Origin of the sequence: Streptococcus mitis, from assembly GCF_000960025.1 — a bacterium.
Lineage (GTDB): Bacteria > Bacillota > Bacilli > Lactobacillales > Streptococcaceae > Streptococcus > Streptococcus mitis_DH.
Genome location: NZ_JYGQ01000001.1, coordinates 983,798 through 1,009,544, shown reverse-complemented (window position 1 = coordinate 1,009,544; position 25,747 = coordinate 983,798). Strand labels below are relative to the sequence as shown.

The window sequence follows — 25,747 nt, the reverse complement described above, 5'->3', positions numbered from 1 at the left end:
TAAATTAGGGTGGAACCGCGTTTCTGACGCCCCTAGTCGCAAGGCTTGGGTGTTGAAATTCGGTTCTTTTTGAATTCGTCTAATGCCTAAGTAGAAAGGAGCATAATGCTTAAAGGATCTTGTTTATGTAAAGCAGTGACCTACACTCTAGATGAGGAATTATCGGAATTAGTTTTTTGTCATTGCTCATTTTGTCGGAAAGCAACTGCGTCTGCCTATACAGTTAATGCTAAAGTTAGCAGTGAAAAGCTAGTATTGCATGGAAAAGAAAAGCTTGTTTCCTATAGTTCTTCTCCAGGAAAACAGCGTTATTACTGCCAGAACTGTCATAGTCAAATTTTCACTGTTCAAGAAAATATACCAGAAGTCTGTGCTTTGAAATTAGGTACAATAGATGAATGCGATCAGAATTTACAAACTGTTCCTAAACGTCATATTTTTCAGGACCCAGCCTTTTCTTGGTTGCTTGATAAATAAATCTAAGAAGATAATATAATTTAAAGGAGTAAACAATGTCTAAAAAATTAACATTTCAAGAAATTATTTTGACTTTGCAACAATTTTGGAATGACCAAGGTTGTATGCTTATGCAGGCTTATGATAATGAAAAAGGTGCGGGGACAATGAGTCCTTACACTTTCCTTCGTGCTATCGGACCTGAGCCATGGAATGCAGCGTATGTAGAGCCATCACGTCGTCCTGCTGACGGTCGTTACGGAGAAAATCCTAACCGTCTTTACCAACACCACCAATTCCAAGTGGTTATGAAGCCTTCTCCATCAAACATCCAAGAACTTTACCTTGAGTCTTTGGAAAAATTGGGAATCAATCCTTTGGAACACGATATTCGTTTTGTTGAGGATAACTGGGAAAACCCATCAACTGGTTCAGCTGGTCTTGGTTGGGAAGTTTGGCTTGATGGAATGGAAATCACTCAATTTACTTATTTCCAACAAGTTGGTGGATTGGCAACTGGCCCTGTGACTGCGGAAGTGACCTATGGTTTGGAACGCTTAGCTTCTTACATTCAAGAAGTAGATTCTGTCTATGATATTGAGTGGGCTGATGGTGTAAAATACGGAGAAATCTTTATCCAGCCTGAGTACGAGCATTCAAAATATTCATTTGAAATTTCGGACCAAGAAATGTTACTGGAAAACTTTGATAAGTTTGAAAAAGAAGCTGGACGTGCCTTGGAAGAAGGATTGGTGCACCCTGCCTATGACTATGTTCTCAAATGTTCACATACCTTTAACCTGCTTGACGCGCGTGGTGCCGTATCTGTAACAGAGCGCGCAGGCTATATCGCTCGTATCCGTAACTTGGCCCGTGTCGTAGCTAAAACCTTTGTCGCAGAACGCAAACGCCTAGGCTACCCACTTTTGGATGAAGCAACACGAGCTAAACTCTTAGCAGAAGACGCAGAATAAAGAGAGTGACAAATTACGAAAATGGGCGAACAGAGTGAGCCCTGAGCCAGTTGCCGCAGTGATGAAGGTATCCTTAGTGAAACTAAGGATACTAGGCAAAATTGGAGACTTTTGGCTCCAATTTTAGCAATGAAACAACGAAGTTGGTTGCTTGCGTGCCAATCACATAAGGCAAACTGGAAAATAAAAAGATATTTTTCGGAGAAAAAACATGACAAAAAACTTATTAGTAGAACTCGGTCTTGAAGAATTACCAGCCTATGTTGTCACACCAAGTGAAAAACAACTAGGCGAAAAAATGGCAGCCTTCCTCAAGGAAAACCGCCTGTCTTTTGAAGCTGTTCAAACCTTCTCAACACCACGTCGTTTGGCTGTTCGTGTGACTGGTCTTGCAGACAAACAGTCTGATTTGACAGAAGATTTCAAGGGACCAGCAAAGAAAATTGCCTTGGATGGTGATGGAAACTTCACAAAAGCAGCTCAAGGATTTGTCCGTGGAAAAGGCTTGACTGTTGAAGATATTGAATTCCGTGAAATCAAGGGTGAAGAATATGTCTATGTCACTAAGGAAGAAGTTGGTCAAGCAGTTGAAGCCATTGTTCCTGGTGTTGTAGATGTCTTGAAGTCCTTGACTTTCCCTGTCAGCATGCACTGGGCTAACAACACCTTTGAATACATCCGCCCTGTTCACACTTTAACTGTTCTTTTAGATGAAGAAGAGTTTGATTTGGATTTCCTTGATATCAAGGGTGATCGTGTGAGCCGTGGTCATCGTTTCTTGGGGAAAGAAACCAAAATTCAGTCAGCATTGAGCTACGAAGAAGACCTTCGTAAGCAGTTTGTAATAGCAGATCCACGTGAACGAGAACAAATGATTGTTGACCAAATCAAAGCAATCGAAGCTGAGCATGGTGTACGTATCGAAATTGATGAGGACTTGCTTAATGAAGTCTTGAACTTGGTTGAATACCCAACTGCCTTTATGGGAAGTTTTGATGCCAAATACCTTGAAGTTCCAGAAGAAGTTTTGGTGACTTCAATGAAAGAACACCAACGTTACTTTGTTGTTCGTGATCAAGACGGTAAACTATTGCCAAACTTTATTTCAGTCCGTAACGGAAACGCAGAGTATTTGGAAAATGTCATTAAAGGAAATGAAAAAGTCTTAGTAGCTCGCTTAGAAGACGGAGAATTCTTCTGGCGTGAAGACCAAAAATTGGTGATTTCAGATCTTGTTGAAAAATTAAACAATGTCACCTTCCATGAGAAGATTGGTTCCCTTCGTGAACACATGATTCGTACGGGGCAGATTGTTATTCTCTTGGCAGAAAAAGCTGGTTTGTCAGCGGATGAAACAATTGACTTAGCTCGTGCAGCAGCCATTTACAAGTTTGACTTGTTGACAGGTATGGTTGGTGAGTTTGACGAGCTCCAAGGAATTATGGGTGAAAAATATGCCCTTCTTGCTGGGGAAACTCCAGCAGTAGCAGCTGCTATTCGTGAACACTACATGCCTACTTCAGCTGAAGGAGAACTTCCAGAGAGCAAGGTCGGCGCAGTGCTTGCCATTGCAGATAAATTGGACACTATTTTGAGTTTCTTCTCAGTAGGTTTGATTCCATCAGGTTCTAATGACCCATATGCCCTTCGCCGTGCAACTCAAGGTGTGGTTCGTATCTTGGATGCCTTTGGTTGGCACATTGCTATGGATGAGCTGATTGATAGCCTTTATGCTTTAACATTTGACAGCTTGACTTATGAGAATAAAGCAGAGGTTATGGACTTTATCAAGGCTCGTGTTGATAAGATGATGGGCTCAACTCCAAAAGATATCAAGGAAGCAGTTCTTGCAGGTTCAAACTTTGTTGTGGCAGAGATGCTGGAAGCAGCAAGTGCTCTTGTAGAAGCAAGTAAGGAAGAAGACTTCAAACCTTCTGTTGAATCACTTTCTCGTGCCTTTAACTTGGCTGAGAAGGCAGAAGGAGTTGCTACAGTTGATTCAGCACTTTTTGAAAATGACCAAGAAAAAGCTTTGGCAGAAGCAGTAGAATCACTTATTTTATCAGGATCTGCAAGTCAGAAATTAGAACAACTCTTTGAGCTTAGCCCAATTATTGATGCTTTCTTTGAAAATACCATGGTTATGGCCGAAGATCAGGCTGTCCGTCAAAATCGTTTGGCAATCTTGTCGCAATTAACCAAGAAAGCAGCTAAACTTGCACGTTTTAACCAAATCAATACCAAATAAAATCTGTTAAACGGATTAAATCTTATCATAAAGGAGAGAAACATGGATCCTAAAAAAATTGATCGTATTAACGAGCTTGCCAAAAAGAAAAAAACAGAAGGCTTGACCCCAGAAGAAAAAGTAGAACAAGCCAAACTACGTGAGGAGTACATCGAAGGTTATCGTCGAACTGTTCGTCACCACATCGAAGGAATTAAAATTGTGGACGAAGAAGGAAACGATGTTACACCAGAGAAACTACGTCAAGTCCAACGTGAAAAAGGATTACATGGTCGTAGTCTCGATGACCCAAATTCATAATAAATATTCTTTCTTTTAATAAGGATAGATAAAATAATAACCAAAAGACTAGCAGTTTTTATCTGCTAGTCTTTTGTCACTTAAAAAGGAACCAAAATGGTTCCTAAAAGTATTAGTTACTTGCGCCAGATGTAGCGTCTGCGCCACCACCGTGACCTCCAGCATCACCTGCATCAGAAGCTCCAGATGTAGCATCTGCATCGCCGTGACCATGTCCGCCAGCAGGAGCTGCAGCATTTCCACCAACTAGACGTTGACCAGTCGTATTGAGGTACCAGTCAAGCCATGGTTGGAAATTAAAGATAATCTCATTAATTCCAGCATATGAACCATCTGGATAGTACATTGCTTGGTAATTATGGGTATTAATAACACCTTCAGGTGTTCCCGGCACAATTGTACGGACATATTCTTGATCCCCGTTACGCAATACGCCGACAACCCATTCAACGTTTTTCATTCTAGAATCTGGCAATGTACCGTGTACTGTTCCTAATCTATTTCCTGATTGAGCACGGACACGTTTACCAAACATTGTATCTGGGTCTTGGTGTGCGTTATTAAAGTACAAGAATTGATTATTATCATCTGCAAATGTCAATTCAAATGGCATTGCTTTCAAGAACATGTCAAGTTGGTTAACTGTCAAGATACCGTGGTCTAATTTAACGTAAGTATCTCCAGAAACAGCTCCAACAAGTTCAGCAGCTTTTTCTACCCATTCAGGATCATCTGGATCAACACCTTGGATAGTAGTTGCAATTGAATTTGTACAATATAAATCTTCTGGCTCAATTGGTTTTGGTTTTTTCAATTTTGAAACGACTCCCACATATTTTACAAAGTTGTCCAAGCATGTTTCAAGGAAATTAACAGTTCCTTCATTCGTGATATTTCCATTAACATCAAAAGCTTCTTTAGCTTTACCAAGAAGGAATTCATTTCCTGGAAGAGTGTAGGCATTGACACCTGGAGCGTCAAGAATCTTACGAAGGTGAACTTGGGCACGAGAAGTACCTTGGTCGTAGTAAGAAGCACCTACAATCATGACTGGTTTGTTTTCAAATGGATGAACCTCGTATGAAAGCCATTCAAGAACTGATTTAAGAGAAGCTGAGATTGTGTGGTTGTGCTCAGGAGTAGCAATGATGACACCATCAGCACGAGTAATTCGGTTATACAAGAGACGTAATTGGAAACTTTCATCCCATTTTTCGTCTTGGTTAAACATTGGAACTTCGTCAATTTCGAGAACTTCTAATTCAAATTTGAGTTTGAAGTGACGACGGATGAATTCCAAGAGTTTACGGTTATATGATTGATCGTAGTTTGATCCTACAAGTCCAACAAATTTCATTCTTTTTGGTCTCCTATCTTACAAATTTTCCCAGTCAAAGTCTTCAGCATCTTTGCGAAGTAGAGCTTGTGCGTTGCGCAATTTTTCTGTGATTTTTACAAAGATACGGAAGTCGTCAAAAGTGGCATCCAATTTTTTAATAACATCAAGATCCACTAGGTCTCCACTTGGGTTGAAGGCTTGAAGAGAGTGTGAAAGCAAGAATTCATCAGGAAGGACACTTGCTTTAATTTCTGGAGCATTCAAGATTTGACGAAGTTGTAATTGGGCACGTGATGAACCAAGTGTACCGTAAGAGGCACCTGTAATCATGATTGGTTTGTTCAAAAGTGGATAGATACCATAAGACAACCAAGCAAGAGCGCTCATCAAAACAGCTGGGATAGAGTGGTCATACTCAGGAGTACCAATAATAACGCCATCTGCCTCTTCAATTTTAGCAGCAATTTCTAGGATTTCAGCAGGTACTTGCTTGTCAGCTGGTTTGTTGAAGACAGGAATGTCTTTAATTTCAACAAGTTCAATTTCAGCTTTTTCAGCAAAGTGTTTTTGCATGTATTGAAGCAATTGGCGGTTTGTAGAACGTTTTGAATTTGTTCCAACAATAGCAATAAGTTTTAACATGAGATTTCCTTTCTCTTTTTACATAATACAATTTTAAAACTCCATTGAAACAGTTGTTTCTATAGAGTAGGAATTCCTGAAGAACAGCTTAGGTAACCTTTCTTATCGATGAGGATAGCTTCGATGCCCTCTAAACTTTCGACTTGCCAGAGGATAGAAGCAGGTCTTTCTCCAAAGAGTCGAGTTGTCCATATTTCACCATCGACTGACTTATCAGAGATAATTGTGAGACTAGCAAGTTCCGTTTCAACAGGATATCCTGTTTGGCTGTCAAAAATATGATGGTAATCTTTTCCATCGACAGTCAGGTGACGTTCGTAAATGCCTGAAGTCACGACAGATTTATTGACAATAGGGATGGTCATTAAGTGATTTCCCCTCGGATTGGCTGGGTCTTGAATCCCAATTTGCCAAGGCTGATCCCCTCTTGCCTGATTTTTTCCAATGGTCAGGATATTCCCTCCCAGATTGATCAAGGCAGATGTCACTCCCTCTTCTCTCAGAAATTGGGCAACTTTATCCGCACTATAACCCTTGGCTAAACAACCTAGGTCTATCTTCATTCCTTTCTGTTTTAGAAACACAGTAGAAGTAGAAGAATCTAACTCGATATAATGAGGATTGATTAAAGGGAGAATTGATTCGATTTCTTGAGGCTGGGCAACTTTGGCATCTGAAAAACCGATACGCCAGGTTTGAATCAAGGGACCAATGCTGATATTGAGATGGCTAGATGGCGCTAGGCTATGCTCTAATCCAAGTGAAATCAGTTCGAACAGGTCTGGATGAACCTTGACGGGGGCTATTCCAGCTTGATGATTGATTTCCATCAACTCAGATTCTTGGCTATTGGCATTGAAGCGGTATTCGAGCTCTCTGAGTAAATCAAAGGATTTCTGGATCAAGCTATCGGCTCGCTCATCTACTAATGAAATAGTGATAGTAGTCCCCATTAGCCGTTCGGAATGTGAACTAAGAGGCAAGCTACCAACTCCTTTCTTTTATGAAAAGAAGGCTGAAATATAGTAAATTTATATTAAATTTAACCCCTTACATTTTCTTTTCATGATACTAGCATACCATAAAGTCAGCGTTTTCACAAATAAAATTTGTAAACTTGTCAAGAAATATGCTCAGAAAATAAAGAGTAATTGTAAGAAAGACTGATAAAATACAGATTATTTACATTTTTTTACAAAAAAAACGGGAAAATTAGCTAAACTCTTGTAAACGCTAACAGTAAATGTTATACTAGAGGGGTAAATTTAAAATTGAAGGTAGGAATTTTTCTATGAGTAAAATCGTTGTAGTTGGTGCTAACCACGCTGGTACAGCATGTATTAATACTATGTTGGATAATTTTGGAAATGAGAACGAAATTGTTGTATTCGACCAAAATTCTAACATCTCTTTCCTAGGATGTGGAATGGCCCTTTGGATCGGTGAACAAATTGACGGTGCTGAAGGCTTGTTCTATTCTGATAAAGAAAAATTGGAAGCTAAAGGTGCTAAGGTATACATGAATTCACCAGTTCTTTCAATCGACTATGATAACAAAGTAGTTACAGCAGAAGTTGAAGGGAAAGAGCACAAAGAATCATACGATAAATTGATTTTCGCTACAGGTTCTACACCAATCTTGCCACCAATCGAAGGTGTTGAAATTGTTAAAGGAAACCGCGAATTTAAAGCAACTCTTGAAAATGTACAATTCGTTAAATTGTACCAAAACGCTGAAGAAGTGATTCACAAATTGTCTGATAAGAGTCAACACCTTGACCGAATCGCCGTTGTTGGTGGTGGTTATATCGGTGTTGAACTTGCTGAAGCCTTTGAACGTCTTGGAAAAGAAGTTGTCCTTGTTGATATCGTTGATACTGTTTTGAACGGTTACTATGACAAAGACTTCACACAAATGATGGCGAAGAACTTGGAAGACCACAACATCCGCTTGGCGCTTGGTCAAACTGTTAAAGCAATCGAGGGTGACGGTAAAGTTGAACGCTTGATTACTGATAAAGAAACTTTTGATGTGGATATGGTTATCCTTGCAGTTGGTTTCCGTCCAAACACAGCCCTTGCTGATGGAAAAATTGAACTATTCCGTAACGGTGCCTTCCTTGTAGACAAAAAACAAGAAACATCTATCCCAGGCGTTTACGCAGTAGGTGACTGTGCGACTGTTTATGACAATGCTCGTAAAGATACAAGTTACATCGCCCTTGCTTCAAATGCTGTTCGTACTGGTATCGTTGGTGCTTACAACGCTTGTGGACATGAATTGGAAGGAATTGGTGTTCAAGGTTCAAATGGTATCTCAATCTACGGCCTTCACATGGTTTCAACTGGTTTGACTCTTGAAAAAGCTAAAGCTGCTGGTTACAACGCAACTGAAACAGGCTTTAACGATCTTCAAAAACCAGAATTTATGAAGCATGACAACCATGAAGTTGCCATCAAGATTGTCTTTGACAAAGATAGCCGTGAAATTCTTGGTGCACAAATGGTTTCACACGATTCTGCAATCAGCATGGGAATCCATATGTTCTCTCTTGCTATCCAAGAGCATGTGACAATTGATAAATTGGCATTGACAGACTTATTCTTCTTGCCACACTTCAACAAACCATACAACTACATCACAATGGCTGCACTTACAGCTGAAAAATAAAAATGAATGAGCTATCTGGCCTTAAGTTAAGGCTAGATAGTTTTTTCATTATTTTGTACCCATACAATTATGATTTTTTTATCTTGTACTTCATTTTAATCTAACTTAAAATGAAATGGTAGCTACCAATACAAATGATGAGGATAAAATAAATGATTGAAAATCGTTATGAACTAAATAAAAACTTGGCCCAGATGCTCAAGGGTGGAGTTATCATGGACGTTCAGAACCCTGAACAGGCCCGTATTGCAGAAGCTGCTGGTGCGGCTGCTGTTATGGCCTTGGAACGAATTCCGGCTGATATCCGTGCGGCTGGTGGTGTTTCCCGTATGAGTGATCCAAAGATGATTAAGGAAATCCAAGAAGCGGTTAGTATTCCAGTAATGGCCAAGGTCAGAATCGGGCATTTTGTTGAAGCTCAGATTTTAGAGGCTATTGAGATTGACTATATCGATGAGAGTGAAGTTTTATCTCCAGCAGACGACCGTTTCCATGTGGACAAAAAAGAATTCCAAGTTCCTTTTGTCTGTGGGGCTAAGGATTTGGGGGAAGCCTTGCGTCGTATCGCTGAAGGTGCTTCTATGATTCGTACCAAAGGAGAACCGGGTACGGGGGATATCGTCCAAGCTGTTCGTCATATGCGTATGATGAATCAGGAAATTCGCCGTATTCAAAACTTACGAGAGGACGAACTTTATGTTGCTGCTAAGGACTTGCAGGTACCTGTAGAATTGGTTCAATACGTCCATGAACATGGAAAATTGCCAGTTGTAAACTTTGCGGCTGGAGGCGTTGCAACGCCAGCAGATGCTGCGTTGATGATGCAATTAGGGGCAGAGGGTGTCTTTGTCGGTTCAGGTATTTTCAAGTCAGGAGATCCTGTTAAACGAGCGAGTGCCATTGTCAAAGCGGTAACTAATTTCCGAAATCCTCAAATCCTAGCTCAAATCTCTGAAGATCTAGGCGAAGCCATGGTTGGTATTAATGAAAATGAAATTCAAATTCTCATGGCAGAGCGAGGAAAATAGATGAAAATCGGAATATTGGCCTTGCAAGGGGCCTTTGCAGAACATGCAAAAGTGCTAGATCGATTAGGTGTCGAGAGTGTTGAAATCAGAAATCTAGATGATTTTCGGAAACATCAGAGTGACTTGTCAGGTTTGATTTTGCCTGGTGGGGAGTCTACAACCATGGGCAAGCTCTTACGAGACCAAAACATGATGCTTCCCATTCGAGAAGCCATTCTATCTGGTTTACCAGCCTTTGGAACCTGTGCAGGCTTGATTTTGCTGGCTAAGGAAATTACTTCTCAGGAAGAGTGTCATCTTGGAACTATGGATATGGTGGCCGAGCGCAATGCCTATGGGCGCCAATTAGGAAGTTTCTATACGGAAGCAGAATGTAAGGGAGTCGGTCAGATTCCAATGACCTTTATTCGTGGTCCAATTATCAGTAGTGTTGGAGAAGATGTAGAAATTCTAGCAACAGTTGATAATCAAATCGTTGCAGCTCAAGAAAAAAATATGTTGGTAACTTCTTTTCATCCAGAATTGACTGATGATGTCCGCTTGCACCAGTACTTTATCAATATGTGTAAAGAAAAAAGTTGAGATTGAATTTCTCAACTTTTTTACATGTAATAAACAATGGCAATGTATTGGAGGGCAGACGCAGCTAGGATAAAAAGATGCCAAATCATGTGGAAATAAGGTTTCTTCTTGGCGTAAAATCCAGCTCCAACTGTATAACATAGTCCGCCAGTTACCATGAGACTCCAGAAAATTGGTGTCGTTTGACTGATAATGGCAGGAATGATAGCTAGAACCAACCAGCCCATAATCAGGTAAAGAGCAAGGCTAAATTTCTCATTGACTTTTTTAGCAAAGATTTTATAGAGAATACCAAAGATGGTCGTTCCCCACTGAATGGCAATGATCAGATAGCCAAACCAGTTATTCATCAAAGTCAATACGACCGGCGTGTAAGAACCTGCGATAGCCACATAAATCATAGAATGGTCAATGATTCGCAAGACATATTTGTGGGTTGAACCATAGGCCATAGAGTGATAAATGGTGGATGATAGAAACATGAGAAAGAGACTAATAACGAAAATGGAAACGCCGATAGAGGATAAAAATCCGTGTGTCTCATAACTATAGGTGGATGAAATGGGGAGTAAGATGAGCATGATGACTGCACCTACGGCATGGGTCACGCTATTAGCAATCTCCTCTCCAAAACTGAGTTGTTTGCTGAGTTTAAGACTAGTGTTCATTTGATTACCTCCTCTTGAGTATGATGGATTAAGGCTAGAGTTTGATGATAGAGTTTAACGGTTTGGCAGCTGGTTTGGATAATAGGGTTTGCTGGGTCAATTCCTTGGTTCATATAGTCCACAAAAGCATCGTAGAGTTGTTCTGAACTTGCTTGACTTTGTAGAGTATTCAGTGTCTGAGCGATTTCTTGAATTGAAAAGACAGATTTGAGGGTTGTGATAGCAATCAAACGGGCAATCTGTTGGCGTTGGTATTTTTTCTTGTCAGGCTTTGTCAGATAACCATGTTTGACATAGTTATTGACCATGGATGCTGTTAGGCCCTTGTCTTTATCTGGAGAGACAGGAGCGCAGATCTGATTGACATAGAGCAAAACCTGGTCCAGATAGAGGTCAATATTTGGAATTTCTGCCCATTTAGGGTAGGAAAAGCTAGTTTTCATTTTCAACTCCTTTTTATCTGGTTTTAATAACTAGATTATAAAATAATAAAAACGAATAGTCAAGTTTTAACTGCTTGTGAAAAGGCTTAAATTATGCTATGATGGGAGAAACTAGTCAGAAATGAGGAGAAAAGATGGAGATTCGTTTAGCTTTTCCAAATGAAGTAGATGCCATCATGCAAGTGATGGAGGATGCTAAAAAATGTTTAGCAGATGCTGGTAGTGACCAGTGGCAAAATGGCTATCCAAGTACAGACATTATTATCGATGATATTATCTCAGGTCAAGCTTATGTTGCTTTGGAAGAGGGAGAACTGCTAGCTTATGCAGCTGTGACCAAGAGTCCAGAGGCAGCCTATGAAGCCATTTATGAAGGAAAATGGCAAGCTGGGGAGTCAGAGTACCTAGTCTTTCACCGTATTGCTGTGGCAGCAGATGTGCAGGGACAGGGAGTTGCTCAAACCTTTTTAGAGGGCTTGATCGAAGGTTTTGATTATCTTGATTTTCGCTCAGATACGCATGTTGCAAACAAGGTCATGCAGCATATCTTTGAAAAACTCGGTTTTAAACAGGTTGGTAAGGTTCCAGTTGATGGCGAACGCTTGGCCTATCAAAAATTGAAGAAATAATGCAAAAGAAGTACGTAAAAATACTCTACTCTTCTCCGATTGGTATTCTATCACTGGTAGCTGATGACCATTATTTGTATGGAATTTGGGTTCAGGAGCAGAAGCATTTTGAGAGGGGACTAGGAGATGAGACGATAGAAGAAGTTGTTAGTCATCCCATTTTAGACCTAGTTATTGCTTGCTTAGATGCTTACTTTAAAGGTAAGTCTCAGGATTTATCCAACTTGCCCTTGGCTCCAATCGGAACGGATTTTGAAAAGCAAGTTTGGTCCTATCTACAGGGAATTCCTTATGGTCAGACAGTGACCTATGGACAAATAGCCCAAGACCTGCAAGTGGCTTCTGCTCAAGCAATTGGTGGGGCAGTGGGGCGCAATCCTTGGTCTATCCTAGTACCTTGTCATCGTGTGCTGGGCGCAGGCAAGCGTCTGACAGGTTATGCTGCAGGAATGGAAAAGAAAGCATGGCTATTGGAGCATGAAGGCGCAGATTTTAGAGATATAAAATAGAAAGTGAAAGACATGTTAGAATTTATCGAATACCCAAAATGTTCAACTTGTAAAAAAGCAAAACAAGAATTAAACCAACTCGGTGTGGACTATAAAGCTGTCCATATCGTCGAAAAAACACCTAGCCAAGAAGTCATTTTAAACTGGCTAGAAACCTCGGGTTTTGAGTTGAAGCAATTTTTCAACACCAGTGGGATCAAATACCGTGAATTGGGGCTGAAAGATAAGGTAGGAAGCCTGTCAAACCAAGAAGCGGCTGAGTTGCTAGCAAGTGACGGTATGTTGTTAAAACGCCCCATTTTAGTAGAAAATGGAACTGTTAAGCAAATCGGTTATCGAAAAGCTTACGAAGAATTGGGATTGAAATAGTTTTTATCTATCTCTTTGATAGATAAAATATATAGCCTCCCTGTTTCAAAGTATGATAAACTAGTAGGTAGACAAAGTCTGTATCTGACCGTAGCAAATAATTTCATTGACGGCAGAAGTATGGTAGAATGAATCATTATCAGGAGAGGATGTTTTTATGAATGTTACAACGATTTTAGCATCAGATTGGTACCAAAACTTGATGCAATTGATTCCAGATGGCAAGCTGTTTAGCCTGCGTTCGGTCTTTGATGGAATTCCGAGAATTGTCCAACAACTTCCAACAACGATTATGTTGACCATTGGTGGTGCTCTTTTTGGCTTGGTTTTGGCACTTCTTTTCGCCATTGTGAAGATCAATCGTGTCAAGATTTTATACCCCTTGCAGGCCTTCTTTGTTAGTTTCTTAAAAGGGACACCGATTTTGGTGCAACTCATGTTGACCTACTACGGAATTCCTTTGGCTTTGAAAGCTCTCAATCAGCAATGGGGAACTGGTCTCAATATCAATGCGATTCCAGCTGCTGCTTTTGCGATTGTCGCCTTTGCCTTTAATGAGGCAGCTTATGCTAGTGAAACCATTCGTGCAGCCATTCTCTCAGTCAATCCTGGTGAGATTGAGGCGGCACGCAGTCTGGGGATGACCCGAGCACAAGTTTATCGTCGCGTGATTATTCCAAATGCGGCCGTTGTGGCGACTCCAACCTTAATTAACTCCCTCATCGGCTTGACCAAGGGAACTTCCCTAGCCTTTAGTGCGGGTGTTGTGGAAGTCTTTGCCCAAGCTCAGATTCTAGGTGGAGCTGATTATCGTTACTTTGAGCGATTCATCTCCGTTGCCCTTGTTTATTGGGTAGTCAATATCGGAATTGAAAGCCTCGGTCGTTTCATCGAGAGAAAAATGGCTATTTCTGCACCAGATACAGTGCAAACAGATGTGAAAGGAGACCTTCGTTAATGATTAAGATTTCGAATTTAAGCAAATCCTTTTCAGGACAGACTGTCTTGGATCATCTGGACTTGGATATTCAAAAAGGGGAGGTTGTAGCCTTGATTGGTTCTTCAGGAGCTGGAAAATCAACTTTCCTTCGCAGTCTCAATTATCTTGAAACACCTGACAGTGGCTCTATTCAGATTGATGATTTCTCAGTTGATTTTTCAAAAATCACTCAAGAAGAAATCCTTGCCCTTCGTCGTAAGTTGTCTATGGTTTTTCAGCAGTTTAATTTGTTTGAACGCCGCACAGCACTTGATAATGTGAAAGAAGGCTTGGTTGTTGTCAAGAAATTATCTGACCAAGAAGCGACTAAGATTGCCAAGGAAGAGTTGGCTAAGGTTGGGCTTTCTGACCGTGAAAACCATTACCCTCGCCATTTATCAGGTGGTCAAAAGCAACGGGTTGCACTAGCGCGCGCTTGCTATGAAACCAGATGTCTTGCTCTTAGACGAACCAACTTCAGCCCTTGACCCAGAATTGGTTGGTGAAGTAGAAAAATCTATTGCAGATGCTGCTAAGTCAGGTCAAACCATGATTTTGGTTAGTCATGATATGTCCTTTGTAGCCCAAGTAGCTGATAAGATTCTCTTCTTAGATAAGGGGAAAATCATTGAGTCTGGAACACCGGATGAGATTATCCACCATCCTAAAGAAGAGCGGACAAAAGAATTCTTCGCTAGTTACAAACGGACTTATATTTGATATAATAGATAAAGAAAAACTCAGTTAGCTGGACTAGCTGAGTTTACTCTTTAAAAAAGATAGAAATGAGAGAAATCATGCTACTGCAACTATTTTCTTTATATTTCGAGAGTTTAATCTTGACTACCATCCTTGTCCTGATTTTTTTAGGAATTTGGATTGGACTGAGAGCCATGTCGGGAGTTGATAAGACAGCCAAGGCTCGCCAAGCCCATCTCTATGATATGATTATGATTGGGGTCTTGGTTGTTCCAGTATTATCCTTTGCGGTTATGAGTTTAATTCTTGTTTTCAAGGCATAATCCTTGCGTGATTGACAAGAAAGAGTTAGAATAAAGATAGTTACAACAAGAAAGAAGGAAACTATATGTACGATACTATTATTATCGGTGCTGGACCTGCAGGTATGACTGCAGCCTTGTATGCTGCTCGAAGCAATCTGAAAGTAGCCTTGATTGAAGGTGGTCTGCCAGGTGGTCAGATGAATAATACATCTGATATTGAAAATTACCCTGGATACGCTAATATTAGTGGGCCAGAATTGGCAGAAAAGATGTTTGAACCGCTTGAAAATCTTGGTGTTGAGCACATTTATGGTTATGTTGAAAATGTCGAAGACCATGGTGATTTTAAGAAAGTGATTACTGATGACCAAGCGTATGAAACACGTACAGTTATCGTAGCAACTGGTTCTAAACACCGTCCTTTGGGAGTACCTGGAGAAGAAGAACTGAACAGTCGTGGTGTTTCTTACTGTGCCGTGTGTGATGGTGCTTTCTTCCGTGACCAAGATTTGTTGGTAGTCGGTGGTGGAGATTCAGCTGTTGAAGAAGCCATCTTCTTGACTCGTTTTGCTAAGACTGTTACCATTGTTCACCGTCGTGACCAACTTCGTGCCCAAAAGGTTTTACAAGACCGCGCCTTTGCGAATGAGAAAATCAGCTTTATCTGGGATTCTGTAGTGAAGGAAATCAAGGGTGAAAACAGAGTAGAATCTGTCGTTTTTGAAAATGTGAAAACAGGTCAAGTGACAGAACAAGCCTTCGGTGGTGTCTTTATCTATGTTGGATTGGATCCTCTTAGCGATTTTGTTAAAGAATTGAATATCCAAGATCAGGCTGGCTGGATTGTGACAGATAACCACATGAAAACTGCAGTTGATGGTATCTTTGCCGTTGGAGATGTTCGCTTGAAAGACCTTCGCCAAGTAACAACAGCAGTTGGAGATGGAGCTATCGCTGGTCAAGAAGCCTATAAATTTATCACAGAACATAGTTAATACACTTCGAAAATCTCTTCAAACCACGTCAGCTTCGCTTTGCCGTAGGTATGGGTACTGACTTCGTCAGTTCTATCCACAACCTCAAAAACATGTTTTGAGCTGACTTCGTCAGTTCTATCCACAACCTCAAAACAGTGTTTTGAGCTGACTTCGTCAGTCTTATCTACAACCTCAAAGCAGTGCTTCGAGCTGTCTACAGCTAGCTTCCTAGTTTGCTCTTTGATTTTCATTGAGTATAATCATAAAAAAGTTTCCAATCAGATGACTGGAAACTTTTTTTATAGTCTATTTCGAAAAACTTCGTACATGAGAATGGCTGCAGCAACGCTGGCATTGAGACTTTGAACATGTCCATTCATTGGAATGGTAATCATTTCATCGACCTTTTTTTTGATGTTACTAGAGATACCTTTTCCTTCATTTCCAATGATGAGGGCGATTTTCCCTTTTGTATTCCACTTGTGGCAAGGAGTACCGTTCATATCTGTTCCAAATGTCCAGAAACCTTCATCCTTGAGTTTGTCTAAGGTTTGACTGAGGTTGGTCACGCGGGCAATCGGTACGTGCTCGATAGCACCTGTGGCTGTTTTGGCAACAACAGGAGTAACTCCGACAGCACGGTGCTTGGGAATGATGACACCTGAAACGTTGGTCGCATCAGCTGTTCTCAAGATTGAACCTAGATTATGAGGGTCAGTTAACCCATCCAAAATCAATAGAAGTGGATTTTCTTCTTGACGTGTTTTGGCAAGGATTTGGTCCAGCTCGCTATAGGCAAATTCGGACACTCGTAGAACAAAACCTTGGTGAACAGCACCTTCAGTCATCTCAGAGAGGGATTTTTTTGAAGTCCAAGAAATGGACACCTTCTTTTCTGTAGCCAGTTCTTTAACTTTCTCAACATTCTTACCTCGGAGATCTTCTTGGAGGTAAAGTTTGTTGCCAGTGTTTGCAAGGAGAGCTTCGGTAACGGCGTGGACGCCATAGACAATATCATTTGTTTTCATGCCTCTATTATAACACAAAACCCCGTCTTGCAACGGGATTTTCTTTATTCTAGAATCAGTAAACCATCTTTAACTGCAAATGGGTCTTTTTCATTGATACGATCGTAAAACATGATACCGTTGATGTGATCAATTTCATGCTGAACAACGATGGAGTTGTATCCTTTGAGTTTGATACGGTGTTTTTCTCCATCCTTGTCAAAGTAGTCAACAGTAACGCGAGCATGGCGGACTACATAGCCAGGCACGTTGCGGTCAACAGACAGACAACCTTCTCCTTCACCAAGAGCAGCATCTTGAACAGAGTGAGAGACGATTTTTGGATTGTACATAATAGCTTGCAAGACGTAAGCTTCCTGTGGAGTTTCGCCTTCTTCAACAATATTAGGCACCAAAACAGCGATAATGCGTTTTGAGATATCTAATTGAGGAGCAGCAAGTCCAACCCCACCGCGGAGCCCCATTTTTTCAGCCATGACAGGATCTTGGGAATGTTTGAGGAATTGCATCATCTTTTCGCCAAGAATGATTTCCTGATCAGATAGGGGGAAAGTGACTTCCTCAGCAACCGCGCGAAGAGTCGGATTCCCCTCGCGGATAATATCTTTCATATCAATTAAGTGAGCAGCTTTTGTAATACGTTCTATAGCAGACATTTTCTCTCCTTTCATTACCTCTACATGATAACACAAAATGACAAGGATTGAAAGTATTACAGCCTTTAGGATTTATAGAAAATAGATAGGAAGTTCAATTCAATTGTGAAAGAAATACTTATCTGTGATATAATAAAAAGAAAAGGCTTGCATTAGAAAGTAGGGAGAATGAAGATGCAAAGAAGACAAGATAGACATAAACGTGGACCAGTTTTTCATTTTGTGAGAGGCTTTGTAAACTTTTTTAGAAGTTATCGCAAGTGGAGTAATAAGGGATTTGTGGCGATACTCTTGCTAGCAGTTGCTTTATCAATGGGTTTGGTCTTGTTGTTTGAAAGTTTCCAAGGAATCCCCTTAACCAGTCAAAAAAAGGATGCCATTTCTCAAGAAGCTAATAAGACCAATCAAAATGCTAAAGATCAGGAAGAGGAAAAAACTGCTAGAATTATGGCCAACGGGGACCTCCTCTATCATATTCCTATCTATCGTTCTGCTTTAAAAGAAGATGGAACCTATGATTTTCATGAAAATTTTGACTATGTGAAGCCATGGCTCAAACAAGCAGACTTGATTATAGGTGATTTTGAAGGTACGGTAAACAAGGACCACTATTTGGCAGGTTATCCTCTCTTTAATGCACCTGGCGAAGTTATGGATGCCATTAAGGATGCTGGTTATCAAGTGCTAGACTTGGCGCATAACCATATCCTAGATTCACAAATAGAAGGTGTGGTTTCAACTGCAGATGCTATTGAAAAGGCAGGAATGACACCTATTGGAGTGTATACGCATGAGTCACGTGATCAAGCTCCACTGGTTATCAAGGAAGTGAACGGTATCAAGGTTGCACTTTTGGCCTATTCTTATGGTTTTAATGGAATTGAGCAAAGTATTTCCCAAGAAGACTATAACCGCTATCTTTCAGACCTAAATGAAGACAAGATGAAGGCTGAAATTGAACGAGCAGAGAAGGAAGCTGATATCACCATTATCATGCCTCAGATGGGTGTGGAGTATCGCTTGGAACCAACTGAAGAACAAAAGGCTCTTTATCACAAGATGATTGATTGGGGAGCGGATATTATCTTTGGTGGGCATCCTCACGTAGTTGAACCATCTGAAACGGTTGAAAAAGATGGGGACAAGAAACTCATTATCTATTCAATGGGGAACTTCATTTCCAATCAACGAATTGAAACCATGCAAGATGAAGAGAATGCTAAGTGGACAGAGCGTGGTGTTCTTATGGATGTGACCATTAAGAAAAAGGATGGCAAGACGACAATCGAAACTGCTAAAGCACATCCTTCTTGGGTAAATCGTACACCGAAAGGAACCTATTCTCCAGAAGGTTATCCACTTTTCCTTTACCAAACCTATATCTTAGAAGATTTTATCGAGGGTGGTAGTCATCGTGACCAGTTAGATGAAGCGACTAAGGAGCGAATTGATACAGCCTATAAAGAAATGAACGAACATGTGGGATTGAAGTGGGATTAGCTTGAATCCAGAGGAAAGTAAATGACGATTAAAATAATTGCGACAGATATGGATGGGACCTTGCTGGATGCTAGAGGCCAGCTGGATCTCCCACGCTTGGAAAAGATTTTAGATCAGTTGGATCAAAGGGGTATTCGTTTTGTCATCGCGACGGGCAATGAGATTCACCGCATGAGGCAACTACTGGAGCACTTGGTGGATCGAGTGATTTTGGTTGTTGCCAATGGTGCTCGTATTTTTGAAAACAATGAACTGATTCAGGCACAGACTTGGGATGATGCCATTGTCGATAAGGCTTTGGCTCATTTTAAGGGTCGAGCGTGTCAGGATCAGTTTGTTGTAACGTCTATGAAGGGTGGTTTCGTCAAAGAAGGTACGATTTTTACAGACCTTGAAAGTTTTATGACTCCAGAAATGATTGAAAAATTCTACCAACGGATGCAATTTGTGGACGAATTAACCTCTGACCTCTTTGGTGGTGTGCTCAAGATGAGTATGGTTGTTGGTGAGGAACGTTTGAGTTCGGTCTTGGAAGAAATCAATGACCTCTTTGATGGCCGTGTTCGTGCTGTATCGAGTGGCTATGGTTGCATTGATATCCTTCAAGCTGGAATTCATAAAGCATGGGGCTTGGAAGAATTACTCAAGCGCTGGGACTTGACTCCCCAACAAATCATGGCTTTTGGTGACAGTGAAAATGATGTTGAAATGCTTGAAATGGCTGGAATTGCCTATGCGATGGAAAATGCTGATGATAAAGCCAAAGCTGTGGCGACTGCTCTAGCGCCAGCCAACAGCAAAGGCGGAGTTTATCAAGTCTTGGAAAACTGGTTAGAAAAAGGAGAATGAAGTGGCAGTACAGTTATTAGAAAATTGGTTACTAAAGGAACAAGAAAAAATCCAAACCAAGTATCGTCACTTAAATCAAGTTTCTATTGTAGAACCAGACATTCTTTTTATTGGGGATTCCATTGTCGAATATTATCCTCTGCAGGAACTATTTGGGACTTCGAAGACGATTGTCAATCGAGGCATTCGAGGTTATCAGACAGGGCTGTTACTAGAGAATCTAGATGCGCATCTGTACGGTGGAGCAGTAGATAAAATTGTCCTTTTGATTGGGACAAATGATATCGGAAAAGATGTGCCTGTGAATGAGGCTCTCAATAACCTCGAAGCTATCATACAATCCATTGCTCGCGATTATCCATTGACTGAGATTAAATTGCTTTCTATTTTGCCAGTCAATGAGGGAGAGGAGTACAAGCAGACAGTCTATATCCGCACGAATGAAAAAATCCAGAAATGGAATCAAGCCTATCGAGAGCTTGCTTCAGCCTATATGCAGGTAGAATTTGTGCCAGTTTTTGATAGTTTGACAGACCAAGTAGGTCAACTCAAAAAAGATTATACAACTGATGGGTTGCACCTTAGTGTTGCTGGTTATCAGGTTTTGACAAAATCTTTGAAAGACTATCTTTTGTAGTTAATTGCTTTCCTTTTTGCATTTTTGTGTTAGATAAGGTATAATGGTTTTATTGTCTTTTGGGGTCGTTACGGATTCGACAGGCATTATGAGGCATATTTTGCGACTCGTGTGGCGACGTAAACGCTCAGTTAAATATAACTGCAAAAAATAACACTTCTTACGCTCTAGCTGCCTAAAAACCAGCAGGCGTGACCCGATTTGGATTGCTCGTGTTCAATGACAGGTCTTATTATTAGCGAGATACGATCAAGTCTTGTCTAGCGACTTGATAAGAGATTGATAGACTCGCAGTTTCTAGGCTTGAGTTATGTGTCGAGGGACTGTTAAATTAATACATAACCTATGGTTGTAGACAAATATGTTGGCAGGTGTTTGGACGTGGGTTCGACTCCCACCGGCTCCATTATTCCTTTGCATTCTTTTGCATTCCTTGGTAAAACGTTGTTAAATCAACGTTTTTTATTTTTGTCTTTGGTATTCCTTGGTATTCTTTTGTAAAAAAGGGAGTCACAAAAGGAGTCACAAAAAGGAGGCGAACCTCCTTAAAAATCAATATAATTTGCAAAGCGTTCTCCGATGTCGTCCTTAGCTTGCTTGGTTATGTGGGTATAAACGTTCATGGTCGTTTTCAAATCAGAATGCCCTAGACGATGTTGGACTTGCTTCAAGGTCATACCAGCATCGAAACATAGACTGGCATGTGTATGTCTGAACCCGTGGATTTTAATCGGACGCAGGTCGCTACCCTCCACAATTTTAATAAGCCATTTTCTAGGCAAGGTGCTTGGAATTGGCTTTTTAAATTCATTTTCAAAGATATATTTTGTGTTTGGATTTTGCTTTTTCCATTTTTTCAAAATATTTTTTGTCTTTTTGTCTAGACTGATTAGTCGATTACTACTGACCGTTTTAGTGTTGCCTATCTCTTCGCCTGCGAAACCTCTCGTAATAGCCTTGTTTATGTCTAGAGTATTATCTGTCCAGTCATTCCATTCAAGGGCCAAAATCTCCCCTTTTCGTGCCCCTGTGAAGGCCAGAAGACGGAATAGAGTTATCTTTTCTAGATCCTTTGTTTTGGAGACAAGTTTCAAGAATTTTTGAAGTTCGTCTTTGTTGTAAAAGTCGCTTTTGCCATCTGATTTCTTTCTTGTTGAAGCAATCACGCTATCAACTGGATTCGTATCAATATATCCATGCCTAATTGCGTATTTAAAAACATTATTCATCAATCCTTTTAATTTACGACCATAGACTAATTTTCTAGACCATTCATTGGCCTGCTCTTGCATTTGAAGAGGAGTGATACTAGCTATTTTTCTATTGCCGAAAACTGGATAGATGTGATTCTTGAAATTTCTAGAAGTCTTGATATAGGTGCTGTCTTGTACGGTTTCAGAATAATCTTTGAGCCATTTTTTAGCAATCTCCTCAACCGTGATTTCTTTCCTGCTTTGCTCACCACTCTCAATATCGTCCTGCAGTTGAAGCAGTGCTGCTCTTGCTTTAGCTTTCGTGGCAAATCCACGGCGAGTAGCGTATTGACTATATCCGTTAATTTTCCCGATATACGCACGGAACATGTAAGCCGTCTCTCCGTTTTTCTTTTTATAAGACCTAATTTCCATTGATTTTTACCTCATTTCTTGATAAAATGGGTATAAGAAAACGACCTTTTTAATGGTTGTTTCTTATAGACGATTTCTTCACACTCAAAGTTTGGCGATGGCGAGTGTGGGGATTTTTTTATTTAGCGATTTTCCAGATTGTCAAATCAAGATAATAAGACAATTCTTTTTTGCGTTCTATAATTTTTTCAGTATCTAAATCTACTGTTTTGTAAGGTCCGCCTCGACCAGTTAAGATAGCATCATATCTGTACTTTTTATTCTGGATCATAAAAGCGATTTTTCTTGCTATTTCAGCCGGTATATAACCAACAAATGTGTTATTGACTAAAACTTTTATTGCATTCTTATCATGCTTATTTAAAGGTTCTCTTTGAAGAATGACATCAACTGTTTTAAGTTTATTGTATTTGTAAACAGTTTTATAAGTTCTTAATATGTATGATTTTAAGTATTTATTATCTTTCCCAAAATAGTGTTCTCCACCACTTAAAAAATCAGCAACTTGGTAAGCTTCTTTTTTGTGATAATTGGTCCCCATTAACAGAAAGCTGTCATGAAAAATGATAGTTTCTTTAAATTCAGTTTTTGTATCTAAATTGTCCTTTGTGGATGAGAAAATATTAGGGAATAATTTTGAAAGAATACCCATTATGTTACGCTCCTAATTTTTCTATAAATCTATAAAACTCTTCCTGAATCATATCTTCGCCCCAGGTTGTTGAGATTTTGTGTCTTTCTGCGAATTGGAGCCAGTTGAAGTCTGATACTTCATACTGCGTGAGTTCTTCAGAGATGAGATGTCGAATCATGAAGCGGTCTGCTTCGTTCTCATATTTGTATAGCATCCGTTTGTAATTGGCTGGGTCGTGGTTTATATGCCCCAATTCGTGCAGGATGACCTTTTCTCTCTCTTCTAGGGGTAAATCCCCATTGACGTAAATAATGCGCTCATCGGGGAAATAGAAGCCTTTTCGCTCCCACATGGTTTCTGGGAAGAGATAGAGTGTGACCTGGTATTCATCTAGTAGTTCATTTACTTTCAATATCCGATACCCCCAAAGAGAGTTTAATGATTTGAGCGATTTTATCTACATCGTCGTCTGATAATGGCTTGCCATCGAACAGGACAACACGTTCGCGAAGATTGGATAGGTCAACGATACGGCCATCTGCAGTGGTTACTGTTTCCTTTGCAATCGCAGGGTTGTCCGTACGTCCTAGAAGATAATCTGTGCTAACATTTAGGTAATCGGCAACTTTTTCTAACGGCTCAGAATTAGGTTTTGATTTTGCCCACTTTGAAATAGAGCCATTTGATAAATCAAGAGTTCGTTCAAGTTGTGCAACTGTCATAAAACGTTGTTTGACAAGCTCTTTTATTATCTCGTAAGTATTCATTTCTAATACCCTCCAGAAAAAATCTAAGAAAAATAGAAATATTTCTGTCTTTTCTATTGACAATAGAAATAGTTCTGTGGTATCATAGTATTGTACTTGGGAGGTACACAAAATAATAAATACTACAGACGCAGAAACAGATAAAATCTGTATTTGCTACTTTTCTTATACTCTTATAATAGAATAAGTTCTATTATTTGTCAAGAGTTATCAGAAATAAAACGTAGAAATATTTCTAAAAAAGGAGGAAAGCATGATTTACAACACTATCAAAGATGTTGCTGCAAATCAGGGGATATCAATCTATCGCATTGAAAAAGATCTGGAATTTCCAAATGGTTTGATTTCGAAATGGAACAAATCCACTCCATCAGCATCTAATCTTGCCAAGGTTGCTAAATATCTTGGCGTGACGACAGAGAAGCTACTTGGTGATGGTTAGAAAGGAGACGCTATGAACGAACTAGTATGGTTTTACTTTACTGTCATAATCAATCTTATCATTGGTTTTGCCACGTACTACGCTAGCAAAAGAGATAGAAAAAAGCGCATCGACGAGTATAAGAAAATACAAGATGATGAGCTTGAAAGAGTTAGAAAAAAATTTAATTTATGATTTTTTAGAAGTCTTTACTTAGAAAGGAGCAGAGATGGAAAAAATTATAGCTTACTCTGTCGAAGAGTTATACGAGAAGGTTGCGGAACAAGAAAAACGCATCTCAGAAATTGAAATGCGTTTAGGGATTAAACCTCAGGAAGAAACTTTAACATAAATTTAGATTTGAAAATCTGAATGATAATATCTACATAGTTTTTTAGTTGAGACAATGAAATACTGGTACTCTTGTTCCAATGAGTATAGCCGTTACCGACTGTTCGGATAAAATGAAGAGCACCTTTTAAGAGGTCATCATTTTTTACATACCTATCAATGGCATTGTTAAAAGTTAATTTTGGGTCAGATAAATATTCTTTTGTATCTAATTCAAAAGCCAAGGCGTAATCTTTTATTAAACATTCGATAGCAGAGCGGTAGCCTGTTCCTGCGATGTTTTCCAATCCCATTTTTTCAGCTTCAATCGCTTCACTGTAAAATTCTACAAATCTAGGGGCGTGGTCAATGAATAGACGATCTATATCGGTAACAATTTTATTGGGATAAACAAGAGCCATAGTTGTTTTATCATCTTGATTTAAATATTCTTGGCTTGTCATGTGGTATTTCTGACAAGCTGGACAACGATGGTTCAGAGTAAAAACATAACCTTCTTGGGTATCTAATCTCCCTACCTCTTTGGTGGTTGGATTGTTTCCGATTCCACATAAAGGGCAAGTTTGAGGAATTTCGATAGTTAAAAGTTTCCCAATTGTACTGAAATAATAGTCAACAGTAGATATTTCCATAAGATTTCTCCAATCGTTTTATTTACATTATACCAAATTTTGAAAGGAACATTATGAACGAAATTTTTAACTTTCACGGGCAGGAAGTCCGTACTTTGACAATTGACGACGAGCCTTGGTTTGTCGGGAAGGATGTAGCGGATATCTTAGGATATGCTAAACCACTGGACGCAATTTCTCGGCACGTTGATGAAGATGACTCCGTGAAATACGGACTCACCGACAATCTAGGACGAACACAAAATACCATTATCATCAACGAATCTGGTCTCTACTCTCTTATCTTATCCAGCAAGTTGCCTCAAGCTAAAGAGTTCAAGCGCTGGGTGACATCAGAGGTCTTGCCAGCTATTCGCAAGCAGGGCGGATTTATCCGTGAGGACTTGGACGAGGATGCCTTCATCGCTCTGTTTACTGGCCAGAAGAAATTGCGGGAGCAACAGGCGACCATGCTGGAAGATATCGACTATCTCAAGAGTGAGCAACCGATTCATCCCAGCTATGCTAAATCGCTACTGAAGAAGCGCAAGGCTCGGGTCGTGGCTTGCTTGGGTGGTATTGATAGTCCAGCTTATGCGGATAAGATTTTCGCTCAGTCGGTATTTAGACAAGCTGAGATTGACTTTAAAGACCACTTCAACATTAGTCGCTATGACTTGCTACCGAAAAAATTTGCAGATGCAGCCTTGGCCTATTGGATGACTTGGGAGCCGAGCACCAATACCAAGATGAAGATTATGGAACTGAACGCTTTTAGTCAAGCGTAGGGCAAAAAAGCACCTGACGGAAATCAGGCGCATACTGAAATATTCAATATTATTATAAC

Annotated in this window: 33 protein-coding genes, 1 other RNA gene and 1 pseudogene; 22 read left to right on the top strand and 13 right to left on the bottom strand. The window is 40.0% G+C overall.

The genetic code is table 11. The features are described 5' to 3' along the window. Nucleotides 1-105 precede the first annotated feature (105 nt). The 4 genes from TZ91_RS05225 to TZ91_RS05210 all read left to right on the top strand — a co-directional run bounded on the left by TZ91_RS05225 (nucleotide 106) and on the right by TZ91_RS05210 (nucleotide 3,978). Complete coding sequence (locus TZ91_RS05225) at nucleotides 106-477, top strand: GFA family protein (protein ID WP_000912012.1); 372 nt, start codon at nucleotides 106-108, stop codon at nucleotides 475-477. A gap of 35 nt (nucleotides 478-512) precedes the next feature. Then, entirely contained in the window at nucleotides 513-1,430 is a 918-nt protein-coding gene (glyQ, locus tag TZ91_RS05220) for a glycine--tRNA ligase subunit alpha (protein ID WP_000038733.1), read from the top strand. 211 nt (nucleotides 1,431-1,641) lie between these two features. Further along, on the top strand, nucleotides 1,642-3,678 hold the full coding sequence (glyS, locus tag TZ91_RS05215) for a glycine--tRNA ligase subunit beta (protein WP_033687179.1): 2,037 nt from the start codon (nucleotides 1,642-1,644) through the stop codon (nucleotides 3,676-3,678). A gap of 42 nt (nucleotides 3,679-3,720) precedes the next feature. Next, entirely contained in the window at nucleotides 3,721-3,978 is a 258-nt protein-coding gene (locus TZ91_RS05210; RefSeq protein WP_000371299.1) for a DUF896 family protein, read from the top strand. 112 nt (nucleotides 3,979-4,090) lie between these two features. Here the strand turns inward: TZ91_RS05210 and TZ91_RS05205 are convergent, their stop codons facing one another. From TZ91_RS05205 to TZ91_RS05195, 3 genes are read right to left on the bottom strand one after another with little or no spacing between them, the layout of a single operon-like run. Then, nucleotides 4,091-5,335 carry an NAD(P)H-dependent oxidoreductase gene (locus TZ91_RS05205; RefSeq protein WP_020903506.1) on the bottom strand — a complete coding sequence of 415 codons (1,245 nt, stop codon included), beginning with the start codon at nucleotides 5,333-5,335 and terminating at the stop codon, nucleotides 4,091-4,093. An 18-nt stretch (nucleotides 5,336-5,353) separates the two neighbouring features. Continuing rightward, nucleotides 5,354-5,959: an NADPH-dependent FMN reductase gene (locus TZ91_RS05200; protein WP_000915951.1), complete on the bottom strand. Its 606-nt coding sequence runs from the start codon at nucleotides 5,957-5,959 to the stop codon at nucleotides 5,354-5,356. Nucleotides 5,960-6,018: 59 nt separating this feature from the next. Continuing rightward, nucleotides 6,019-6,942 (bottom strand): FAD:protein FMN transferase, encoded by a 924-nt coding sequence (locus TZ91_RS05195; protein ID WP_033687178.1) that lies wholly within the window; start codon nucleotides 6,940-6,942, stop codon nucleotides 6,019-6,021. 308 nt (nucleotides 6,943-7,250) lie between these two features. Here TZ91_RS05195 and nox point away from each other — a divergent pair, with 308 nt between their 5' ends. The 3 genes from nox (at nucleotide 7,251) to pdxT (ending at nucleotide 10,240) form a co-directional block, all read left to right on the top strand. Beyond that, nucleotides 7,251-8,630 carry a H2O-forming NADH oxidase gene (gene nox / locus TZ91_RS05190; protein WP_023948278.1) on the top strand — a complete coding sequence of 460 codons (1,380 nt, stop codon included), beginning with the start codon at nucleotides 7,251-7,253 and terminating at the stop codon, nucleotides 8,628-8,630. Nucleotides 8,631-8,782: 152 nt separating this feature from the next. Further along, nucleotides 8,783-9,658 carry a pyridoxal 5'-phosphate synthase lyase subunit PdxS gene (gene pdxS / locus TZ91_RS05185; RefSeq protein ID WP_045597159.1) on the top strand — a complete coding sequence of 292 codons (876 nt, stop codon included), beginning with the start codon at nucleotides 8,783-8,785 and terminating at the stop codon, nucleotides 9,656-9,658. Beyond that, nucleotides 9,659-10,240, top strand: a complete 582-nt coding sequence (pdxT, locus tag TZ91_RS05180) for a pyridoxal 5'-phosphate synthase glutaminase subunit PdxT (RefSeq protein ID WP_033687177.1) — start codon at nucleotides 9,659-9,661, stop codon at nucleotides 10,238-10,240. 20 nt (nucleotides 10,241-10,260) lie between these two features. Here pdxT and trhA read toward each other — a convergent pair whose 3' ends face one another. Together trhA and TZ91_RS05170 are read right to left on the bottom strand one after the other, a co-directional pair. Next, the gene (trhA, locus tag TZ91_RS05175) at nucleotides 10,261-10,908 is read right to left on the bottom strand and encodes a PAQR family membrane homeostasis protein TrhA (protein ID WP_001098000.1); all 648 of its coding nucleotides are present in this window, start codon (nucleotides 10,906-10,908) and stop codon (nucleotides 10,261-10,263) included. After that, nucleotides 10,905-11,351 (bottom strand): DUF1836 domain-containing protein, encoded by a 447-nt coding sequence (locus TZ91_RS05170; protein ID WP_033687176.1) that lies wholly within the window; start codon nucleotides 11,349-11,351, stop codon nucleotides 10,905-10,907. Before TZ91_RS05170 ends, trhA begins: the two co-directional genes overlap by 4 nt. A gap of 134 nt (nucleotides 11,352-11,485) precedes the next feature. Here TZ91_RS05170 and TZ91_RS05165 point away from each other — a divergent pair, with 134 nt between their 5' ends. From TZ91_RS05165 to trxB, 7 genes and pseudogenes are all read left to right on the top strand, one after another. Next, nucleotides 11,486-11,980 (top strand): GNAT family N-acetyltransferase, encoded by a 495-nt coding sequence (locus TZ91_RS05165; RefSeq protein WP_033687174.1) that lies wholly within the window; start codon nucleotides 11,486-11,488, stop codon nucleotides 11,978-11,980. After that, nucleotides 11,980-12,489, top strand: coding sequence for a methylated-DNA--[protein]-cysteine S-methyltransferase (locus TZ91_RS05160; protein ID WP_033687173.1), 510 nt, complete (start codon nucleotides 11,980-11,982; stop codon nucleotides 12,487-12,489). Before TZ91_RS05165 ends, TZ91_RS05160 begins: the two co-directional genes overlap by 1 nt. A gap of 12 nt (nucleotides 12,490-12,501) precedes the next feature. After that, entirely contained in the window at nucleotides 12,502-12,858 is a 357-nt protein-coding gene (locus TZ91_RS05155; RefSeq protein ID WP_033687172.1) for an arsenate reductase family protein, read from the top strand. A gap of 157 nt (nucleotides 12,859-13,015) precedes the next feature. Continuing rightward, nucleotides 13,016-13,816: an amino acid ABC transporter permease gene (locus tag TZ91_RS05150; protein WP_001103449.1), complete on the top strand. Its 801-nt coding sequence runs from the start codon at nucleotides 13,016-13,018 to the stop codon at nucleotides 13,814-13,816. After that, nucleotides 13,816-14,557 (top strand): annotated as a pseudogene (locus tag TZ91_RS05145) (amino acid ABC transporter ATP-binding protein). Before TZ91_RS05150 ends, TZ91_RS05145 begins: the two are co-directional and overlap by 1 nt. 77 nt (nucleotides 14,558-14,634) lie before the next feature. After that, nucleotides 14,635-14,859: a DUF4059 family protein gene (locus TZ91_RS05140; RefSeq protein ID WP_000926599.1), complete on the top strand. Its 225-nt coding sequence runs from the start codon at nucleotides 14,635-14,637 to the stop codon at nucleotides 14,857-14,859. Nucleotides 14,860-14,924: 65 nt separating this feature from the next. Further along, entirely contained in the window at nucleotides 14,925-15,836 is a 912-nt protein-coding gene (gene trxB / locus TZ91_RS05135; protein WP_033687171.1) for a thioredoxin-disulfide reductase, read from the top strand. Here the strand turns inward: trxB and TZ91_RS10620 are convergent. From TZ91_RS10620 to def, 3 genes are read right to left on the bottom strand one after another with little or no spacing between them, the layout of a single operon-like run. Further along, nucleotides 15,833-16,069 (bottom strand): hypothetical protein, encoded by a 237-nt coding sequence (locus tag TZ91_RS10620; protein ID WP_033687170.1) that lies wholly within the window; start codon nucleotides 16,067-16,069, stop codon nucleotides 15,833-15,835. The two genes, trxB and TZ91_RS10620, sit on opposite strands and share 4 nt — an antisense overlap. Before the next feature lie 48 nt (nucleotides 16,070-16,117). Further along, entirely contained in the window at nucleotides 16,118-16,846 is a 729-nt protein-coding gene (rlmB, locus tag TZ91_RS05125) for a 23S rRNA (guanosine(2251)-2'-O)-methyltransferase RlmB (RefSeq protein ID WP_033687167.1), read from the bottom strand. A gap of 44 nt (nucleotides 16,847-16,890) precedes the next feature. Further along, complete coding sequence (def, locus tag TZ91_RS05120) at nucleotides 16,891-17,502, bottom strand: peptide deformylase (protein ID WP_033687166.1); 612 nt, start codon at nucleotides 17,500-17,502, stop codon at nucleotides 16,891-16,893. Between the two features lie 174 nt (nucleotides 17,503-17,676). Here def and TZ91_RS10085 point away from each other — a divergent pair, with 174 nt between their 5' ends. The 4 genes from TZ91_RS10085 to ssrA all read left to right on the top strand — a co-directional run bounded on the left by TZ91_RS10085 (nucleotide 17,677) and on the right by ssrA (nucleotide 20,897). After that, entirely contained in the window at nucleotides 17,677-19,002 is a 1,326-nt protein-coding gene (locus tag TZ91_RS10085) for a CapA family protein (RefSeq protein ID WP_080702874.1), read from the top strand. Nucleotides 19,003-19,023: 21 nt separating this feature from the next. Then, nucleotides 19,024-19,851, top strand: coding sequence for an HAD family hydrolase (locus TZ91_RS05105; RefSeq protein ID WP_033687165.1), 828 nt, complete (start codon nucleotides 19,024-19,026; stop codon nucleotides 19,849-19,851). A gap of 1 nt (nucleotide 19,852) precedes the next feature. Then, nucleotides 19,853-20,488, top strand: a complete 636-nt coding sequence (locus TZ91_RS05100; protein WP_033687163.1) for an SGNH/GDSL hydrolase family protein — start codon at nucleotides 19,853-19,855, stop codon at nucleotides 20,486-20,488. 61 nt (nucleotides 20,489-20,549) lie between these two features. Further along, nucleotides 20,550-20,897, top strand: a transfer-messenger RNA (tmRNA) gene (gene ssrA / locus TZ91_RS10080). 136 nt (nucleotides 20,898-21,033) lie between these two features. On the opposite strand, the gene TZ91_RS05095 is transcribed toward ssrA, so the two are convergent. From TZ91_RS05095 to TZ91_RS05080, 4 genes are all read right to left on the bottom strand, one after another. Then, entirely contained in the window at nucleotides 21,034-22,116 is a 1,083-nt protein-coding gene (locus TZ91_RS05095) for a tyrosine-type recombinase/integrase (protein WP_033687744.1), read from the bottom strand. Nucleotides 22,117-22,234: 118 nt separating this feature from the next. Then, nucleotides 22,235-22,768, bottom strand: coding sequence for an HIRAN domain-containing protein (locus TZ91_RS05090; RefSeq protein ID WP_080702908.1), 534 nt, complete (start codon nucleotides 22,766-22,768; stop codon nucleotides 22,235-22,237). A gap of 4 nt (nucleotides 22,769-22,772) precedes the next feature. Further along, on the bottom strand, nucleotides 22,773-23,165 hold the full coding sequence (locus TZ91_RS05085) for an ImmA/IrrE family metallo-endopeptidase (RefSeq protein ID WP_033687746.1): 393 nt from the start codon (nucleotides 23,163-23,165) through the stop codon (nucleotides 22,773-22,775). After that, nucleotides 23,149-23,517: a helix-turn-helix domain-containing protein gene (locus TZ91_RS05080; RefSeq protein ID WP_033687748.1), complete on the bottom strand. Its 369-nt coding sequence runs from the start codon at nucleotides 23,515-23,517 to the stop codon at nucleotides 23,149-23,151. Before TZ91_RS05080 ends, TZ91_RS05085 begins: the two co-directional genes overlap by 17 nt. A gap of 253 nt (nucleotides 23,518-23,770) precedes the next feature. Between TZ91_RS05080 and TZ91_RS05075 the strand changes: the two genes are divergently transcribed. From TZ91_RS05075 to TZ91_RS10750, 3 genes are read left to right on the top strand one after another with little or no spacing between them, the layout of a single operon-like run. Beyond that, nucleotides 23,771-23,959, top strand: a complete 189-nt coding sequence (locus TZ91_RS05075) for a helix-turn-helix domain-containing protein (RefSeq protein WP_033687750.1) — start codon at nucleotides 23,771-23,773, stop codon at nucleotides 23,957-23,959. Between the two features lie 12 nt (nucleotides 23,960-23,971). Next, nucleotides 23,972-24,133: a hypothetical protein gene (locus TZ91_RS10540; RefSeq protein ID WP_200872823.1), complete on the top strand. Its 162-nt coding sequence runs from the start codon at nucleotides 23,972-23,974 to the stop codon at nucleotides 24,131-24,133. A gap of 34 nt (nucleotides 24,134-24,167) precedes the next feature. After that, the gene (locus tag TZ91_RS10750) at nucleotides 24,168-24,290 is read left to right on the top strand and encodes a hypothetical protein (RefSeq protein ID WP_261043843.1); all 123 of its coding nucleotides are present in this window, start codon (nucleotides 24,168-24,170) and stop codon (nucleotides 24,288-24,290) included. Here the strand turns inward: TZ91_RS10750 and TZ91_RS05070 are convergent. Continuing rightward, nucleotides 24,262-24,921, bottom strand: coding sequence for a DUF4145 domain-containing protein (locus tag TZ91_RS05070; RefSeq protein WP_033687751.1), 660 nt, complete (start codon nucleotides 24,919-24,921; stop codon nucleotides 24,262-24,264). The genes TZ91_RS10750 and TZ91_RS05070 overlap by 29 nt on opposite strands. Nucleotides 24,922-24,974: 53 nt before the next feature. Here TZ91_RS05070 and TZ91_RS05065 point away from each other — a divergent pair, with 53 nt between their 5' ends. Continuing rightward, complete coding sequence (locus TZ91_RS05065; protein WP_033687752.1) at nucleotides 24,975-25,688, top strand: ORF6C domain-containing protein; 714 nt, start codon at nucleotides 24,975-24,977, stop codon at nucleotides 25,686-25,688. Nucleotides 25,689-25,747 lie beyond the last annotated feature (59 nt).